This is a genomic window from Psychrobacter sp. JB385 (assembly GCF_900163785.1).
Lineage (GTDB): Bacteria > Pseudomonadota > Gammaproteobacteria > Pseudomonadales > Moraxellaceae > Psychrobacter.
Genome location: NZ_FUKN01000013.1, coordinates 417,520 through 432,878 on the forward strand (window position 1 = coordinate 417,520; position 15,359 = coordinate 432,878).

Sequence of the window (15,359 nt, forward strand, 5' to 3'; positions counted from 1 at the left end):
GTTATTAATATTATTAATAAAATGTAAGCCACAAGTAGATTCGCTGATCACTCTCACTATTGAAAATAATAATTTACTCATCTGCCTAAGATTATGAACGTATAACTTTAGGTAGATAACATGATCATCCCAAACTTAAGCCATGAGGTAGTAGTCGCTAAAGTCGACAAACTCGTGAGCGATATCCTTAACCCTAAAAATCGAATTAGCATTCAACAAATTAGTTATCGACTAAATCTTTATTATCAGCCAATGACACTGCTCTACAACAACGAATTAAAATACACGAACTCGATAGAATGGTTTATAGGCAGCTGCTACCTTGTTTGCGGTAATTGCTATCCTCATGAGATTTTTTGGGATGAGGCGATGGCAGAGAGTTTTTTGAATGCGCTAAATTTTTATCAGTACGAGTATGCCACTGATAAAGCAGATTTTGCTTTTCAAGAACAACGCAATAGCCAATCACTTATGGAATATATGAGTTATTACTTAGAGAAATATGCACGTGTGCTTATTGTAAGAGTAGATCTTAAACTGAAAGTAGAGTTTGCCCACCTTGTTGATGCTGAGATCTTTCAGGGTTTCATGAATCAGCTTATGGTAAAAATCCAAAGAGACAGAGAAAAGGAAAAGAAAAGGAAAAATGGAAAGTTAGCAAATGCCAGTAAAGGGTGTTTTGAGGATCTAAGAGGTTATGCTTGGGCTATAGAGCAGGGTATTGAGACTGGTGGTCTACACTGTCACTTAGTTTTGATTTATAACGGTGATAAGCGTCAGAAAGACTGGTTTTTAGGCGATACTGTTGGTAAGAGATGGGTTGAGATTACAGAGGGTTTAGGCTGGTATTACAATGGTAATACCCCTAAGCGTAAAGCAAGCTATAGGCGCCGAGGTAAGCTCGGTATAGGGATGATTGATAGAGACAAGCCTTTAGAGGTGAATAACGCTATTAATGCAGCGTTGTATCTAGCTCGCCCCAACAAATATGAGCAACGCCTCAAATCTTGGCCACTTAAAATGCGTAGCTTTGGTCGCGGGGCTCTACCTAATAGCTAAGTAGTACTCAACATATATGATATCAAAATAATTTCAGATACATACTACCTCCATGAGATCGAGCATTAGCGTCCTAATGCTTATCCTACTTTGCCCATTAAAGGTCTGCCTCGTGCAGACCTTTTTTATGCTCAACATAAAAGGAGTTCTTATGAAACCAGTATGTCCACATTGTAAGTCATCTAGCGTTGATGAGATGACTGATGGCACTAACCACACTATGAATGAGACGCTGTTATCACCTACTGTATTGATCAGTATTGGCATCAGTCTATGTAGATCATTTAACGTTCATCCAGCAGTTGGCGTTATTGCAGGTACTGCAATCGCAACGTTATTCAAAATGTCTCAATCGAACAATGCTCTACCAATGCTGATTAATAAGCAGTATCGCTGTGAGGACTGTACTCACATGTTCTCAACCATCCATTCATTTAACTCAATCTAACTAAACCATCAACTCACTAAATAACACTTAAAAGGAAAATCAACATGGCACATTTAATCGAAAGCATGGCATACATCGGCGACACCCCATGGCACGGTCTTGGCAACGAGCTATCCCCCAAACAGCCGATTGAGGTCTGGGCACGTGAGGCTGGGATGGATTGGCGTATTGAATCCTCAGATGTCAGCTACATGGCAACCAACGATAAAGGGCAAAACCTGATCATGCCTTATGACAATAACAAGGTACTGTATCGCTCAGACACGCTTGAGCCGTTATCAGTGGTGAGTCAGCGCTACCAAGAAGTGCAACCAAGTGAGATTTTAGAGTTTTATCGTGATCTGACTGAACAAGCAGACTTTGAGCTGGAAACCGCTGGTGTACTTAAAGAAGGCCGTAAGTTCTGGGCACTCGCTCGTACGGGGCAATCAGCAACGCTACGTGGCGGTGATGTCAGTCATGGCTATCTGCTCCTAGCAACCGCTTGTGATGGTACGCTTGCCACCACAGCACAATTCACCAATATTCGCGTGGTGTGTAATAACACTTTAGCGATCAGCCTCGCTAATGGCAGTGGCGGTGTGGTGAAAGTACCGCATAGCACTACCTTTGATGCCGAGAAGGTCAAGCAACAATTGGGCGTATCCGTCAGCCAGTGGGATGCGTTTAACTATGAGATGAAGCAGTTAACCAATAGACGCGTCACGCAAGCAGAAGCAGCCAACTACTTAAACCGTGTGTTTAATGATGTCAAAGACGATGGCTTGATTCTGTTTAATACGGCGAAGAAGGAAAAAGATGCCATCCCTAATGCAAAAGCGATGAATCAGGTGATGTCCATGTTTAACGGTCAAGGTCGCGGTGCAGATCTGGCATCCGCTAAAGACACGGCTTATGGGTTGTTAAATGCGATGACAGAATTTGTTGATCATGAACGCCGTGCGATGTCGCAAGATCATCGCTTGGATTCCGCCTGGTTTGGGGCTGGGGCCAAACTTAAAGATAAAAGCCTCGATGAAGCGCTACGCTTGATTGCTTAGATAGTCTGATCTAATGAATCAACCACGCCTTTGCGCGTGGTTTTTTTATGCCGTTAATTAAGCAAGGCACATTTACAGATACAGATCACCAAGAATAAATCTACTAAAGGAGTTCACCATGAACCTGATCGCAGTAAACAACACAACCACGAATCAGCTAAAACCTAAACGTTCAGTCATGACAGGTAAAACGTCCAGAACCGCTAAGTCTAAAATCAAGGACAATCCAGCAGAGGTCACGCTAAAGCAAAATGAAGTCATTAGTAAACTTGCTCAACCAAAGACATCAACCACCGCTAAGCGTTTGGTCAATACCAAGAAACTAAGCCGTGAAGACTGGCTACGAGTACGAAAGCAAGGTATTGGCAGCTCTGATGCTGCCGCTGCCTGCGGTATCCATCCGTATCTATCCATGCTTGAGCTATGGATGATCAAAACAGGACGCATGAGCTCAGACATTGATGCCAGTAGTAATAACGGCATTGAAGGGTATTCGCCGCTCTACTGGGGCAATACGCTTGAACCCATGGTCGCAAAATACTACCAAGAGCATACAGGTAATAAAGTACGCCGCGTTAATGCTGTCTTGCAGCATCCTGATCCTGATAAAGCGTTTATGCTGGCCAATTTGGACTATGCCATTACAGGTAATGATGAGGTTCAGATTTTAGAGTGCAAAACCGCTGGTGAACATGGGGCCAAGCTGTGGAAACATGGCGTACCTCTCTATGTGACTTGCCAAGTACAGCATCAACTGGCGGTTACAGGCAAAACTGCTGCCCATATCTGCGTGCTACTTTGTGGACATGAAGCGAAGATTTATAAGGTTGAGCGTGACGAACGCTTGGTTGAATCTATCACTGAGCATGAGCGTTTGTTCTGGCAATACGTGGAAACGGATACTCCGCCCACACCGGATCACTCTGAGTCAGCAGCGCGAGCATTAAAACAGCTGTATCCAACTGCTAAGCCATCAAGCAAGGTTGATCTACGAGGCGATGATGGGGCCAACAGGTTGTTTGAACAATTACTTAGCTACCGCGCATCTATAGAAGACATCGAGCAGCGTTCTGATCAAGTTAAGCATCAACTGCAAACACTGATTGCCGATAATGAGGTGGCTGTGTTCTCAAAGGGCGCTATTTCTTGGAAGCGCTCTAAAGACAGTGTTGGTCTTGATAGCAAAGCTGTCATAAAAGCGTATCCTGAATTGCTCGCGCAGTTTAGTAAAACACAGCAAGGTAGCAGACGCTTTGTTGTGCTCAATAATTGAGCTAAAAATCACTCAATCATCAACACAGCAATCAACCAGTCGAAGCGAATCAAGCAAGCGCATAACCGCCCACCTAACAAGGTGGGCTTTTTTATGGCTAAACACAATCTATTAAACATATAAGGAATATCACCATGATTAAAGGTCTAACGATAACCCCGCCCGTATTAGGTCGCATCAGCATCGGCCGTGTCATTGAAAAAGACGGCAAGCGTCTGCCTGCCAAAGACGATCAATTCACGATTACCAGCCAAGTCCAAAACAAGGATGGCTGGGTCAATCATCCACTTGATGCAAAGCTACGCGAAAATAACGACGGTAAGCTCAGACAAATACCGGTACGCATGCTGTTTAATGATCCTGAGCTAAACCTGCGAGCTGAGTACACCTTGTTCGATAGACAAACAGGTCGGCCACTATGCGTGGGTGACGGTGAGAAGTGTCAGCGTAGAACCAATAACGGTGTCGAGCAGCTTACTTGCCCGTCGCCAGATCGCTGTCCGTTGGCGCAAGGCGGTGCTTGTAAGCCGTATGGTCGTCTGTACGTTAATCTGAGTGAGGATGATGAGCTTGGCACGTTTATCTTTCGAACCACAGGCTTTAATAGTATTCGCACTTTAGCCGCACGCTTAAGCTACTTTGCCGCAGTATCAGGCAACAAGTTGTCATGTCTGCCTCTGCAACTCACACTCCGAGGTAAAAGCACCACGCAAAGCTATCGTACGCCAATCTACTTCGTGGATTTGACGCTACGTGAAGGCGTCACTCTAAAACAGGCCGTACAAGATGCGCAGGCAATTGATACGGAACTGAGCGAGCACTGCTTTGATCAAGCGGCCTTAGAAGAAGCTGCCAAACAAGGTTACGTAAATTCCTGCTTTGAGATTGATAGCGATGGTCTGCTGGATGTGGCTGAAGAGTTTTATCCGATGGAGACAGAGAATATGAGTAGTAGTCAGCAAGGAAACTATCAGAACGGGTTAGCCACTCAGAACATGACCAGCATCGAGCACGGACTACGAAAAAGCGTGACGGCTGTGAGTTAAAACAATTGTACGGATATGCAACAAAAAAAAGAGCTGATTGATTCAGCTCCTTTTTTTGTTGTCTGAGTCAACGTTAGAAGCCGGACGGTATGGGATGCCGTAAAAAAATATGGGACTCCGTAACTGTATGAGAAGAAAGATTCTCATTAACTTACAAAGGAGATAATCATGGAAAATTTAAACGCAGCACAACCTGTAATCGAGCAATGCAATCATATACCACAGTTGCTAAGTATCAAAGATGTTAGCAACTATACTGGTCTTAGTCGTTCTACCATCTATGAGATGATCAACGAAAACTCTGATCGCTATGATCCAACCTTTCCTAAGAAAGTACAGCTTACCCAAGTGAGAGTAGTGTGGGTAGCGGGTGAGATTGCAGAATGGATCAATACTAAGATAGCAGAACGCTCTGCTTAAAGTTATCTAACCGCTTTACCACTAAAGGTAGGGCGGTTTATTTTTTGCTAGATTTTACAGATTAGATATACTTCTAACAATCTCATGTATTTTTTACATGCCAAACTTTATAGTGTGAAGGCGTTTACTACCCACTAATCAATAACTCTACAGCGACTTCAAAATAATACTTATTTTTGATAGTAATATTTACTTTACCTTTATGGGCATTAGCGATAGCTTGAACAATAGATAGACCTAGTCCTGTTCCAGAATACTTATTGTCTGTTTTATCATGACGATAGAATCGCTCAAATAATTTATCGGCCGCGCTTTGCTCTAGCGGTTTTTCTAAGCGGTTAGTCAAGGCGATTCTTAATAATGATTGTTTTGAGGATAGAGGATCTTCTTTTGAGCTCTCAAGAGTGATATCTAAGGCAATGATGGTAGCTGATACAGTGATAACACTGTCACTAGCTGCATAATAAATCGCATTTGACATCAGATTGGCAAACAACCGTTGCAATAAACCTTCATCCCCTAGTATTGTTTTAAAATCACCTGATTTCTCAAAAACTATCTTACGATCCTCTGCAATCATTTCATAATAGTCTATCAGCTTTGTGATTAGACTCTCGGTATCTACGTTACTAATTTGCGTGTCGCTTAAGCCTTTTTGAGTTTTTGCCAGCAGCAACATATTATTAATCATAGCCGATAGCTGCTCTAACGTGTCATGTTGATGGTGTAGCTGCTCAATGTATTCATTACCATCTCTTGGCTTATTCAACATGACTTGCGTTTGCGTACTCAGCGTCGCAATTGGGGTACGGAGCTCATGGGCGATATTATCTGAAAACCGAGACAAGGATTCAAAATTACTCTCAAGTTTGACCATCATTGAATTATAAGATTTTGCTAGTGGTCGTAGCTCTAAAGGCATATCACTGACGGTTATTCTTTCATCCAGTCTTTCAGGGTTAATCCTTTTCATTTTTTGTACGATAGTGGCTAAAGGTGCAAAACCCCAATACACACTTAATGCAGCTACTGACACCAGTAGTAATGTAATAGCGAATAAAATCATACTAAGCTGACGATTGAAATGCATGAGATAGTGGTGATGAACATCGATGGGCAATGCAATAAGTGCCAAAACCTCTTGGTTTTCGATGATGATTGCTCGGTAATTCCTACCCTTTATCTCAATCGTGAATTGCTGATCACGATAGACTTGCCACAATTGTGGCAGGCTAAAATCTGATGGTAGGTCGTTGATGAAGCTGGTTGGATCGCTAGATAACAGTACCCCGTTTTTATTTGCAATGACAGTTTTTAAGTCATAGTCAAGCCGAGAAGGATGTAGATGGTTGGCGCTAGTTAATGACTGAGATTTTGAAGCTGCTGCTGACTTTGTCTGATCATCAGAAGCATTGATACTTTTGCGTAGGTTAAAAGCTGCATGCGTGATAATCTCAGAGTCCATTTGTTCAAAATGTCCACTGACAGAACGCTGCACCCACGCGTAAATAATCACTTGAGAGATAATTACGAATACGGTTAGCAGAAAAACGGTGCGCCACAGTAATGGCAGGCGTCGACTATCTAACCGATATTTCATATTAGATATCGTCAGCTTCGTCAGATGGCTTGCTATCAGCGATTGTATTGACAGCATCTAATCGGTAGCCCATACCACGCACAGTATGAATCAGCTTTGCCTCATGTTCATCGTCTATTTTTATACGAAGCCGCCTGATTGCCACATCAATCACGTTCGTATCATTTTCAAAATTCATATCCCATACTTGAGAGGCGATGACTGAGCGTGGTAGGACTTCACCTCGGCGCTCTAATAAAAACTGTAATAACGAGAACTCTTTTGCGGTCAATTTAATAGGCTGGTCTCTTCTATGTACGGTACGCTTTGCAATATCCATTTTGAGATCTGCTATTTGCATAATCGTACTTTGATAATCGACTTGATTGGCACGTCGCAATAAGCTTTTTATTCTGACTATCAATTCTGCAAATGCAAAAGGCTTGGTTAAATAATCATCGCCCCCAATCTCAATCCCTTTTATCTTATCGCTTAAGTCATCTTTTGCCGTTAAAAATAGCACAGGAGTATGCTTACCTGCAGCTCGGTAGTTACGCACCAGCTCAAAGCCACTAACATCCGGTAGCATGACATCCATCAGTATCACGCTAAATTCTTCAGTCATCAATGCGTGATAGCCATCTAGGCCTGTTAGATGATGATCCACAATAAACCCAGCTTCAGTTAAGCCTTTTTTTATATATTCGCCAAGTTTCAACTCATCTTCTACAAGCAGTACTTTCATAATAGCTTCCCATATACCTTTCACGCTTACCTAGCATAGTAAAGCATAACCCCGCTTTGAACATCAAAAATTCGCAAGATGACAATATTGTAATCTTGCGGTCATGTCTCTGTCAGAATCAATAAAGTATGCTTTAGAGTAACTTAATACTTTGAAGTCTTGTTGATTTCATACCAATCAAATAAGGATCTATCATGTCACTATTTAAATCAATCGTAGCAACCGCTATCGCTTTAGTTGTTTCAACGTCAGCTTTGGCTCATGACCCTAAGATGCATGCTGAAAAAGATCAGATGAACTGTGAAAAAATAGAAAAGCATATGCAGATGATGCAAAAGATGGATCACAGCAAGATGGACATGAATGATCCTGCCATGAAAGCAATGATGGCTAATATGGGTAAAATGAAACAGATGTACCAAAAACACTGTGTGAGCAGTGATAGCGACTCTTAACGATTCCTTTTATACGCTCATGATTATTGCTAGATGATTTTCATCAAAGGTTAATCGGATATTAATAAAAATGGATTTTTAGGATGAGCCTATGAAGTTTTTACTAGGAATACTCTTTGCTGTCTTTGTCGCTATTGTAGGCGTTTTTGCGGTAGTGACTAGTGGTGTGATAAATATTGGCGCTGATCAAGCCCATAGTCCACTGGTTTATAAATTTTTAGAGACTGCCCGCACGCGCTCAATAGCAAATGCTAGCAAGGACATCATCGTTCCAAACCTAGCAAAAGTAGATATGATCAGTACAGGCGGTGCGGATTATAAAGATATGTGTGCAGGCTGTCACTTATCACCTGGGGTGGAAAGCACCGATTTTAGTGAAAGTCTATACCCTAAACCGCCCAACTTTACCAACGCTGATGTGGTGAAGCGCTATCAAACGAAAGCTGGCGCACAGCAAGGATTTTGGGTGATTAAGCATGGGATTATGGCGTCTGGAATGCCAGCATGGGGTGCCTCTCACGACGATGACAGAATGTGGGCAATGGTGGCTTTCATTAGATCGTTGCCTGAATTGAATGACGCTCAGTACACGATGCTGACCACGAGGATAGACACTGACATTATGGACATGAGCTTTGATGGAGATATGGATATGTCGGATGATAGCTTTGAAATGCAGCACTAATTATTTAATAAAAAGCGTAGCACTAAAATAGTGCTACCTTTTGCAATTTAAGTTTGGCCTGTTTTACTTTATTTAGTGATAGGTTGTAGAAATTTTAAAATGTCCAATAGACAAATACATGCTTAGGAGTGTTTTATGAGACGCTATACCAATATGTTTTCTAGTAAGCACAACCAGTTATCTGGTCGTACTCTTTTAGTGATGATGACATCTTCACTGTTACTAGCGGCTTGTAGCCAATCAAATACGGGCACTTCTGATTCAAAACCCGTACAACCTGAGCCAACTGTCGCCACATCAACCACTCAGGTGACAGAAACACAAGCTGAATCTACAGCGGTTACGACGCCTGTAATCAACCAATCAGACCTACTTAAAAATGTTTCAGCGACGGTTTATAAAGATGCCAACTGTGGGTGTTGCAAAGAATGGGTAAGCTATGCAGAAGATAATGGATTAAGCGCAACCGCACACGATGTTGAAGATCTGTCTTTATTCAAAGAACGCTATAGCGTACCGCAGCAGATGCGTTCTTGTCATACCACTGTCACCACCGACGGCTTTGTTTTTGAAGGACATGTTCCTGCAAAATACATGGCACAGTTCTTAGCAAATACTCCTACACAAGCCATTGGACTTGCTGTACCAAGTATGCCTGTTGGTAGCCCCGGTATGGAGTATGAAGGTAAATTTATGCCTTACAAGGTAATGCAGCTTAACAAAGACGGCACCACAGAAGTTTATGCCGATATTGAGTCTCCTCAGCAGCAACTGTGATTAAATTATTCGTTAAATATAAGAAATATTACAGCCATAAGCTTAACCACCATCTCGCAAATTAAATTAGGTCATCATTATGAATAAACAGAACATACTGAACCGCCGACGTTTTTTGACTGGATCTTCTGCTGTCCTTGGTGCTTCCTTGATACCGACCATTGCCAGTAGCGCATTAGGCCATTCGAGTCGCTCGGGCAGTCAGGCGGCTACCATTAATAGTGATCAAAACACTCATAAAGTACCTATATTGACAGGCAAAGAGTTTGATTTATACGTCAGTAAACAGTCTGCTATTGTGAACGGTAAAAAGAGCATGGCGACGCTCATCAATGATTCACTGCCAGCACCAACGCTAAAGATGCGTGAAGGTGATACGGTGGTGATACGTGTTCATAATCAGATGGATGAATCAACTTCTATTCATTGGCATGGGTTGCTGGTGCCGTTTGAAATGGATGGTGTACCTGGAATTAGCTTTGAGGGCATTCCTGCGCACAGCACCTTTACTTATAAGTTTAAGCTCATGCAGTCAGGCACCTATTGGTATCACTCACACAGTGGGTTCCAAGAACAAACTGGCATGCTGGGTGCTATGGTGATTGAACCCAAAGGTCGCGAGCGTCATCCTATCGAAGAAGACCACGTGATCGTGCTCAGTGATTGGACCAGCCGTAACCCGCATAATCTACTGAAGCTGCTCAAACAGCGCGCAGACTTTGACAACTATCATCTGCCAGACTTCAAGAAGCTGTTGTCTGATATTGCCGAAACAGATATGAAAACCGCGTTTGATAAGCGCAAAATGTGGAATCAGATGCGCATGATGCCAACCGATTTTACTGACTTGTCGGGTGAGACTACCTTTACCTACCTTATTAATGGCAAAACAACGGCAGCTAATTGGGCACAAATCGTTAAAGCAGGACAGCGCGTTAAATTACGCTTCATCAATGCCTCAGCCCAAACCATTTTTGATGTGCGCATACCCGGTCTCAAAATGACTGTAGTGGCAACCGATGGTATCGATGTCGCACCAGTTGCGATTGATGATTTTCGTATTGGTGTGGCTGAGACTTATGATGTCATCGTTACCCCGACCAAAGATGCCCATACCATATTTGCCCAAAACATAGACCGTTCAGGCTATGTCGCAGCAACACTTACAACCAAAGAAGGCGCTCGTGCAGCAACGCCTGCCATGGACAAAGTTGAATGGCTCACAATGGCAGATATGATGGGCGCTATGGGTGCTGATGGTTATAAAGCCCGTCATGCCAAAACAGAATATGATTTTAAGAGTGATATGCGTGTGGACAGTCCACGTATGAATCTTGATGATCCCGGTATCAACCTGCGCAATATTAATAGAGAGGTATTGAATTATAGTCAGCTGCGCTCTGTCGATGAGGCAATATTTGCGGAGCAGCGCAAACCTACCCGAGAGATCGAGCTACATTTGACTGGTAACATGGAGCGTTATATTTGGGCGTTCGATGGGGTCAAATTTAGTGACGCGACACCAGTTAATATTAAGCCGGGTGAGCGCGTACGTATTACCTTGGTTAATGACACGATGATGAATCATCCGATGCATCTACATGGGATGTGGAGTGATTTACGTATGCCTAATGGTGAGTTTCAGGTGCGCAAGCATACTATTATGGTACAGCCAGCGCAAAAGATTAGCTTCGATGTGACAGGAGAAGCTGGACGATGGGCATGGCATTGTCATCTGCTGTATCACATGGAAGCCGGTATGTTCAGAGAAGTGGCCGTCGTTTAATAAACCTTCGAATATGAGCCTTATTATGAAAATTTATAAAGTAAGTCTACCGTTTATTGGCATGTCATCTTTGATGTTATTAACGTTACCTTTAGCAAATGCTGCTGAGATGCCCATCATGGATCATAGCAGCATGGATATGTCAGGCATGGATCACAGCAATATGGATATGTCAGGCATGGATCACAGCAGTATGGACATGCCGGATATGGATCATAGCAGTATGGGCATGTCAGGTATGGATCATAGCAGCATGGATATGTCAGGTATGGATCATAGCAGCATGGATATGTCAGGCATGGATCACAGCAGTATGGACATGTCCGGTATGCAAGGTGGTCAGGCTCCAGCTGATGCTCGCAGTCCTGACTACTCAAACGGTGTTCCCTATGGACGTTATGGCAAGCCTATGATGATGGGTGATATGCCATTATGGGGCGTTTCTGTAGATGATTTAGGTTATCAGTTTGATGACGATCAGATTAATTATGAGGTTGGTGCTTGGTATGGCCTAGATGAGCGCCGCCTCTCTTTACGCAGCGAAGGTAGTGTTCAGACCAAGGGTGATAAAGAAATTGATAGTCTGACCTCGTTGTCTTATTGGAAGCCACTAAGTATCTTCTGGAATGGTTTGGCAGGGGTAGCCTACGATACCGAGAACGATAAGCCTGCTATTATGGCGGGTATTGAGGGCACAGCACCTTATTTTATTGAAACCGATGCAATGGCTTATCTGTACTCTGATGGACAAGTCCGATTGGACCTCGGCGCAGAATATGAGTGGCGTTTGAATCAGCATTGGGTTGTGATACCAGAAGTAGAACTAACGGCATTTAGCAAAGAGGATAGCGACAACCATATTACTAAAGGCTTTAATGAATTAGAGGCTGAAGTGAGGCTGACTTATGAGACACTAAGCCGTCAATTAGCGCCTTACGTTGGTGTGAGTTATGAGACGGCGCTTGGTAGTGCTCGTGGTCAACGACGTCAACATAATGAATCAATTGATAGCAGTAGTTTGACAACGGGGGTCAAATTCTGGTTCTAATATCATTAAAATAATAGGAGATATACTATGAATGCTTCAGATCAGAAAAACATGAATCATCAACAGGGCATGAACCCGTATGTAAAGTTCACCCTGATGATTCTAACGTCTACGATTGTGATGTACATCATGATGTATTTCAATACTTATGAGTGGGATCATATTTATTTTAGTGAGACCAGAGCCTATATGGCACTGTATATGGGTGCAGGTATGGCAGTGGTCATGTTGGCCTTTATGACCAACATGTATAAGAAGACCAAAATTAACTTGATGATCTATGGTCTGAGCGTATTGATGTTTGCTGTTGGTATTTGGGGTGTTAGATCACAAGCAACAGTCGATCAAGTCGATTGGATGCAGGCCATGATACCGCATCACTCGATTGCTATTCTCACTAGTAGTCGTGCTGATATTGAAGATCCGCGTGTGCAGCAGCTTGCCGACGATATCATAGAAGCACAAAAGCGTGAAATTAATGAAATGAAGCAGTTGATTGATGAGCTGGAATAAAGCATGAAGAGTTTAAAAGGTGGAATCTAGAAGTTAGAAATTAGATAGGAGTGTGTATTGTGAAAACAGCCGTGGTTTATCGCATGGTCAAACCGGATCATGTTTGTCCATTTGGTTTAAAAGCACTCGATCTTTTAGAGCGTAATGGTTATCAGGTCGAAGACAAGCATTTGACGAATGATGCTGAAACTCAAGCACTTAAAGACAAGCTCAATGTTAAAACTACGCCGCAGATTTTTATCGATGGCGAGCGCATAGGCGGGTATGATGATCTGCAAGCCTTTTTTGGCAAAGAGGTTTCTGAAAGTACTGAGATGAGCTACACGCCAGTGATTGCGATATTCTCAACCACAGCACTCGCTAGTATTTCACTCAGTTGGGGTTTTAGCAGCACATTGTTTTCGGTACAAACTATCATCTGGTTTGTTGCCTTATCCATGATCGTGCTTGCTATTCAAAAGTTGCAAGACTTGGAGAGCTTTACCAATCAATTTTTGGGATATGATTTGTTAGCACGTAAGGTGGTCCGTTACGCCTACGTTTATCCTTTCGCCGAGGCGTTTGTAGGTATTGCCATGTTAGCAGATCTCGCATGGCTAAGTGTAGTAGCGGCTACCGTGGCTATATTTATAGGCGGTATCAATGGCCTCTCAGTGTTTAAGGCCGTCTATATAGACAAGCGTGAGTTAAAATGTGCCTGCGTTGGTGGTAACTCAAATGTACCGCTTGGTTTTGTGTCTTTGACTGAAAACATCATGATGGTTGGTATGGGCATATATATGCTCATGAAATTTTCAAGCATATTCTAGTTCTTATGATGATTGGCCTTAGGCTTGAATCTAAATAAATCCGTGAATCATTTAGAGTATAAAGATAGCTTTATAGGTAGTTTTTCTATCACACATTGGCTGATTATATTGGTAATAGTAGTGGTCGTGTTTGATACTGCTAAGCTCAAGAATGCAGGTAAAGATTTAGGTGGGGCAGTTCAAAGCTGCTGATTGTTGTCTGCTATGCTTTTATAATGACAGAATAAATGTAGTATTAAATACTTCTTACACATAATGATTTTTTAGAGAAACTGCACGGAATAATCTTTATTATTACGAATATTACAAAAATAGTCTTTTTATAAAAAAAGACTATTTTTGAACTATTATCCATTAATAAAACTATATAAAACAATTACTTAAACCTCTCTCTAGAGACGATTAAATAGTCTTAAATTTGTCAATAAGTAATGTTTTTTAGTGTTTTGATTGAAAAGGTAGGTAGGCTATTTAAGAGTGAAAGCGAGTAGATAAAACTGGTTATATGCTTACCTGAACACGCATATCTTGTGTAGAGGTCAACTAATTTAGAACACATGATAAGAGGTTTACCCAAAATGAGCCTTTCCCAAAAACCGTATAACTGCTCCCAACCCTCTACCAATAAAAAAGCCACCTTGCAAAATGCTAAGGTGGCTTTTTTCAGAACTACTAGCTATCCATCAAGTACAGCTACTCATATACTGTGCTTCTGTCAGATCTGGGTTACGACAATCGGCTAACGGATCATATCCGTCGTCATAACCTGAACGTTCGATCACGAATTTACGCAGATCAGCATCTGTGCCACCACCAAGGGTAAAATCATTTAGTAAATCTATCATGTCTTGTGGTACTTCAATATCGTTATTAACAAGGTAGTCAATGTGTGCTGCTTGTGCTGGTGTTAGTAGTTCGGTCGTTTCTACAGAGTAATCACCGGTTCCATTATCGTAGTAGTCATTATTCGACGTATCATAAGTAGCTTCACTCTCATCTGATATAGACGTAGTATCAGTATCCAGTTGCTCACTTAGATCTTGGAATATGTCATCATAGGTTTCATTTGCAACATCTTCATCAATCAAGCCGAAGTCAGTGACAGATGATTCCTCGATGTTCTTATTAGAGTTTTTATCTTTTAAGTCTAATGAAAAAGAAATCCTTGTGACTTTCCAGCTAAGACCGTCTCTCTGCATAATCACATCTAATGACTCATCCGAATCATCAGCATCAATGATCTGAACTTTGAATTGATTAAAGGATAGGTAGCCAGCTTTATAATCAATATCTTCATTGTTGATTTTAGCCTTATCTTCAGAGCTGTCATTACTTGAGTCAAAATCCAAATTTTGCCCTTGAAACATTAATGCAACCCCATCAGGTGTGACCAAACCATCAACGAGTGGATCTATCATTGCAGCGGCTAACATCGTTCCTAAAGCTTCAAAACCATCTTGCTCATCACTTGCAGCAAGCTCTTCAACCATAGCAGCTTTGACTTGATCTTTTATGCTCTGCTTAACGCTAGGGAAGTCAATATACCCTGACAGCTTATCTGCGTCTTTCTGTTCAACAGCATTTTTAATATTGTACAAAGCTATATATGGTGAAGCGTAGAGATAAATCGCAAATATAACCAACAAGCCAGCCAGCCAAGGTAAAAGCTTTTTCAA

At 42.0% G+C, this 15,359-nt stretch carries 16 protein-coding genes and 1 pseudogene; 14 read left to right on the forward strand and 3 right to left on the reverse strand.

The genetic code is table 11. The features are described 5' to 3' along the window. Positions 1-120: 120 nt before the first annotated feature. The 6 genes from CZ794_RS09040 to CZ794_RS09065 all read left to right on the forward strand — a co-directional run bounded on the left by CZ794_RS09040 (position 121) and on the right by CZ794_RS09065 (position 5,286). Positions 121-1,059: an inovirus-type Gp2 protein gene (locus CZ794_RS09040; RefSeq protein WP_087041274.1), complete on the forward strand. Its 939-nt coding sequence runs from the start codon at positions 121-123 to the stop codon at positions 1,057-1,059. A 151-nt stretch (positions 1,060-1,210) separates the two neighbouring features. Then, positions 1,211-1,507: a hypothetical protein gene (locus tag CZ794_RS09045; RefSeq protein WP_179207279.1), complete on the forward strand. Its 297-nt coding sequence runs from the start codon at positions 1,211-1,213 to the stop codon at positions 1,505-1,507. Positions 1,508-1,551: 44 nt separating this feature from the next. Beyond that, a complete protein-coding gene (locus CZ794_RS09050; protein ID WP_087041276.1) occupies positions 1,552-2,547 on the forward strand; it encodes a DUF932 domain-containing protein in 996 nt (331 codons plus the stop codon). 178 nt (positions 2,548-2,725) lie between these two features. Further along, positions 2,726-3,820: a YqaJ viral recombinase family protein gene (locus CZ794_RS09055; protein ID WP_373407916.1), complete on the forward strand. Its 1,095-nt coding sequence runs from the start codon at positions 2,726-2,728 to the stop codon at positions 3,818-3,820. Positions 3,821-3,954: 134 nt separating this feature from the next. Further along, positions 3,955-4,866, forward strand: coding sequence for a hydrolase or metal-binding protein (locus CZ794_RS09060; RefSeq protein ID WP_087041278.1), 912 nt, complete (start codon positions 3,955-3,957; stop codon positions 4,864-4,866). Between the two features lie 168 nt (positions 4,867-5,034). Beyond that, complete coding sequence (locus CZ794_RS09065; RefSeq protein ID WP_087041279.1) at positions 5,035-5,286, forward strand: AlpA family transcriptional regulator; 252 nt, start codon at positions 5,035-5,037, stop codon at positions 5,284-5,286. A 127-nt stretch (positions 5,287-5,413) separates the two neighbouring features. On the opposite strand, the gene CZ794_RS09070 is transcribed toward CZ794_RS09065, so the two are convergent. Both CZ794_RS09070 and CZ794_RS09075 read right to left on the reverse strand, forming a co-directional pair. After that, entirely contained in the window at positions 5,414-6,886 is a 1,473-nt protein-coding gene (locus tag CZ794_RS09070; RefSeq protein WP_087041280.1) for an ATP-binding protein, read from the reverse strand. 1 nt (position 6,887) lies between these two features. Further along, positions 6,888-7,610, reverse strand: a complete 723-nt coding sequence (locus tag CZ794_RS09075) for a heavy metal response regulator transcription factor (RefSeq protein ID WP_087041281.1) — start codon at positions 7,608-7,610, stop codon at positions 6,888-6,890. Between the two features lie 194 nt (positions 7,611-7,804). On the opposite strand from CZ794_RS09075, the gene CZ794_RS09080 reads away from it, so the two are divergent. The 8 genes and pseudogenes from CZ794_RS09080 to CZ794_RS09115 form a co-directional block, all read left to right on the forward strand. Then, on the forward strand, positions 7,805-8,065 hold the full coding sequence (locus tag CZ794_RS09080; RefSeq protein ID WP_087041282.1) for a hypothetical protein: 261 nt from the start codon (positions 7,805-7,807) through the stop codon (positions 8,063-8,065). A 91-nt stretch (positions 8,066-8,156) separates the two neighbouring features. Further along, positions 8,157-8,750, forward strand: a complete 594-nt coding sequence (locus CZ794_RS09085; RefSeq protein ID WP_087041283.1) for a cytochrome c — start codon at positions 8,157-8,159, stop codon at positions 8,748-8,750. 135 nt (positions 8,751-8,885) lie between these two features. Beyond that, positions 8,886-9,527 (forward strand): DUF411 domain-containing protein, encoded by a 642-nt coding sequence (locus CZ794_RS09090; protein ID WP_087041284.1) that lies wholly within the window; start codon positions 8,886-8,888, stop codon positions 9,525-9,527. 79 nt (positions 9,528-9,606) lie between these two features. Further along, on the forward strand, positions 9,607-11,313 hold the full coding sequence (locus tag CZ794_RS09095) for a copper resistance system multicopper oxidase (RefSeq protein WP_087041285.1): 1,707 nt from the start codon (positions 9,607-9,609) through the stop codon (positions 11,311-11,313). Between the two features lie 25 nt (positions 11,314-11,338). Next, positions 11,339-12,361 (forward strand): copper resistance protein B, encoded by a 1,023-nt coding sequence (locus CZ794_RS09100; protein WP_087041286.1) that lies wholly within the window; start codon positions 11,339-11,341, stop codon positions 12,359-12,361. A 27-nt stretch (positions 12,362-12,388) separates the two neighbouring features. Then, the gene (locus tag CZ794_RS09105) at positions 12,389-12,874 is read left to right on the forward strand and encodes a DUF305 domain-containing protein (RefSeq protein ID WP_087041287.1); all 486 of its coding nucleotides are present in this window, start codon (positions 12,389-12,391) and stop codon (positions 12,872-12,874) included. 59 nt (positions 12,875-12,933) lie between these two features. Beyond that, a complete protein-coding gene (locus tag CZ794_RS09110) occupies positions 12,934-13,683 on the forward strand; it encodes a glutaredoxin family protein (protein ID WP_256958930.1) in 750 nt (249 codons plus the stop codon). Positions 13,684-13,755: 72 nt separating this feature from the next. After that, a pseudogene (locus tag CZ794_RS09115) lies at positions 13,756-13,866 on the forward strand (twin-arginine translocase TatA/TatE family subunit); the annotation flags it as partial. A gap of 500 nt (positions 13,867-14,366) precedes the next feature. Here the strand turns inward: CZ794_RS09115 and CZ794_RS09120 are convergent. Beyond that, positions 14,367-15,359: a DUF2939 domain-containing protein gene (locus CZ794_RS09120; RefSeq protein WP_087041288.1), complete on the reverse strand. Its 993-nt coding sequence runs from the start codon at positions 15,357-15,359 to the stop codon at positions 14,367-14,369.

What these genes read in the sequence shown, in the direction of transcription:
- CZ794_RS09040 (WP_087041274.1), top strand. Translation starts at nt 121, where the DNA reads ATGATCATCCCAAACTTAAGCCATGAGGTAGTAGTCGCTAAAGTCGAC.
- CZ794_RS09045 (WP_179207279.1), top strand. Translation starts at nt 1,211, where the DNA reads ATGAAACCAGTATGTCCACATTGTAAGTCATCTAGCGTTGATGAGATG.
- CZ794_RS09050 (WP_087041276.1), top strand. Translation starts at nt 1,552, where the DNA reads ATGGCACATTTAATCGAAAGCATGGCATACATCGGCGACACCCCATGG.
- CZ794_RS09055 (WP_373407916.1), top strand. Translation starts at nt 2,726, where the DNA reads ATGACAGGTAAAACGTCCAGAACCGCTAAGTCTAAAATCAAGGACAAT.
- CZ794_RS09060 (WP_087041278.1), top strand. Translation starts at nt 3,955, where the DNA reads ATGATTAAAGGTCTAACGATAACCCCGCCCGTATTAGGTCGCATCAGC.
- CZ794_RS09065 (WP_087041279.1), top strand. Translation starts at nt 5,035, where the DNA reads ATGGAAAATTTAAACGCAGCACAACCTGTAATCGAGCAATGCAATCAT.
- CZ794_RS09070 (WP_087041280.1), bottom strand. Translation starts at nt 6,886, where the DNA reads ATGAAATATCGGTTAGATAGTCGACGCCTGCCATTACTGTGGCGCACC.
- CZ794_RS09075 (WP_087041281.1), bottom strand. Translation starts at nt 7,610, where the DNA reads ATGAAAGTACTGCTTGTAGAAGATGAGTTGAAACTTGGCGAATATATA.
- CZ794_RS09080 (WP_087041282.1), top strand. Translation starts at nt 7,805, where the DNA reads ATGTCACTATTTAAATCAATCGTAGCAACCGCTATCGCTTTAGTTGTT.
- CZ794_RS09085 (WP_087041283.1), top strand. Translation starts at nt 8,157, where the DNA reads ATGAAGTTTTTACTAGGAATACTCTTTGCTGTCTTTGTCGCTATTGTA.
- CZ794_RS09090 (WP_087041284.1), top strand. Translation starts at nt 8,886, where the DNA reads ATGAGACGCTATACCAATATGTTTTCTAGTAAGCACAACCAGTTATCT.
- CZ794_RS09095 (WP_087041285.1), top strand. Translation starts at nt 9,607, where the DNA reads ATGAATAAACAGAACATACTGAACCGCCGACGTTTTTTGACTGGATCT.
- CZ794_RS09100 (WP_087041286.1), top strand. Translation starts at nt 11,339, where the DNA reads ATGAAAATTTATAAAGTAAGTCTACCGTTTATTGGCATGTCATCTTTG.
- CZ794_RS09105 (WP_087041287.1), top strand. Translation starts at nt 12,389, where the DNA reads ATGAATGCTTCAGATCAGAAAAACATGAATCATCAACAGGGCATGAAC.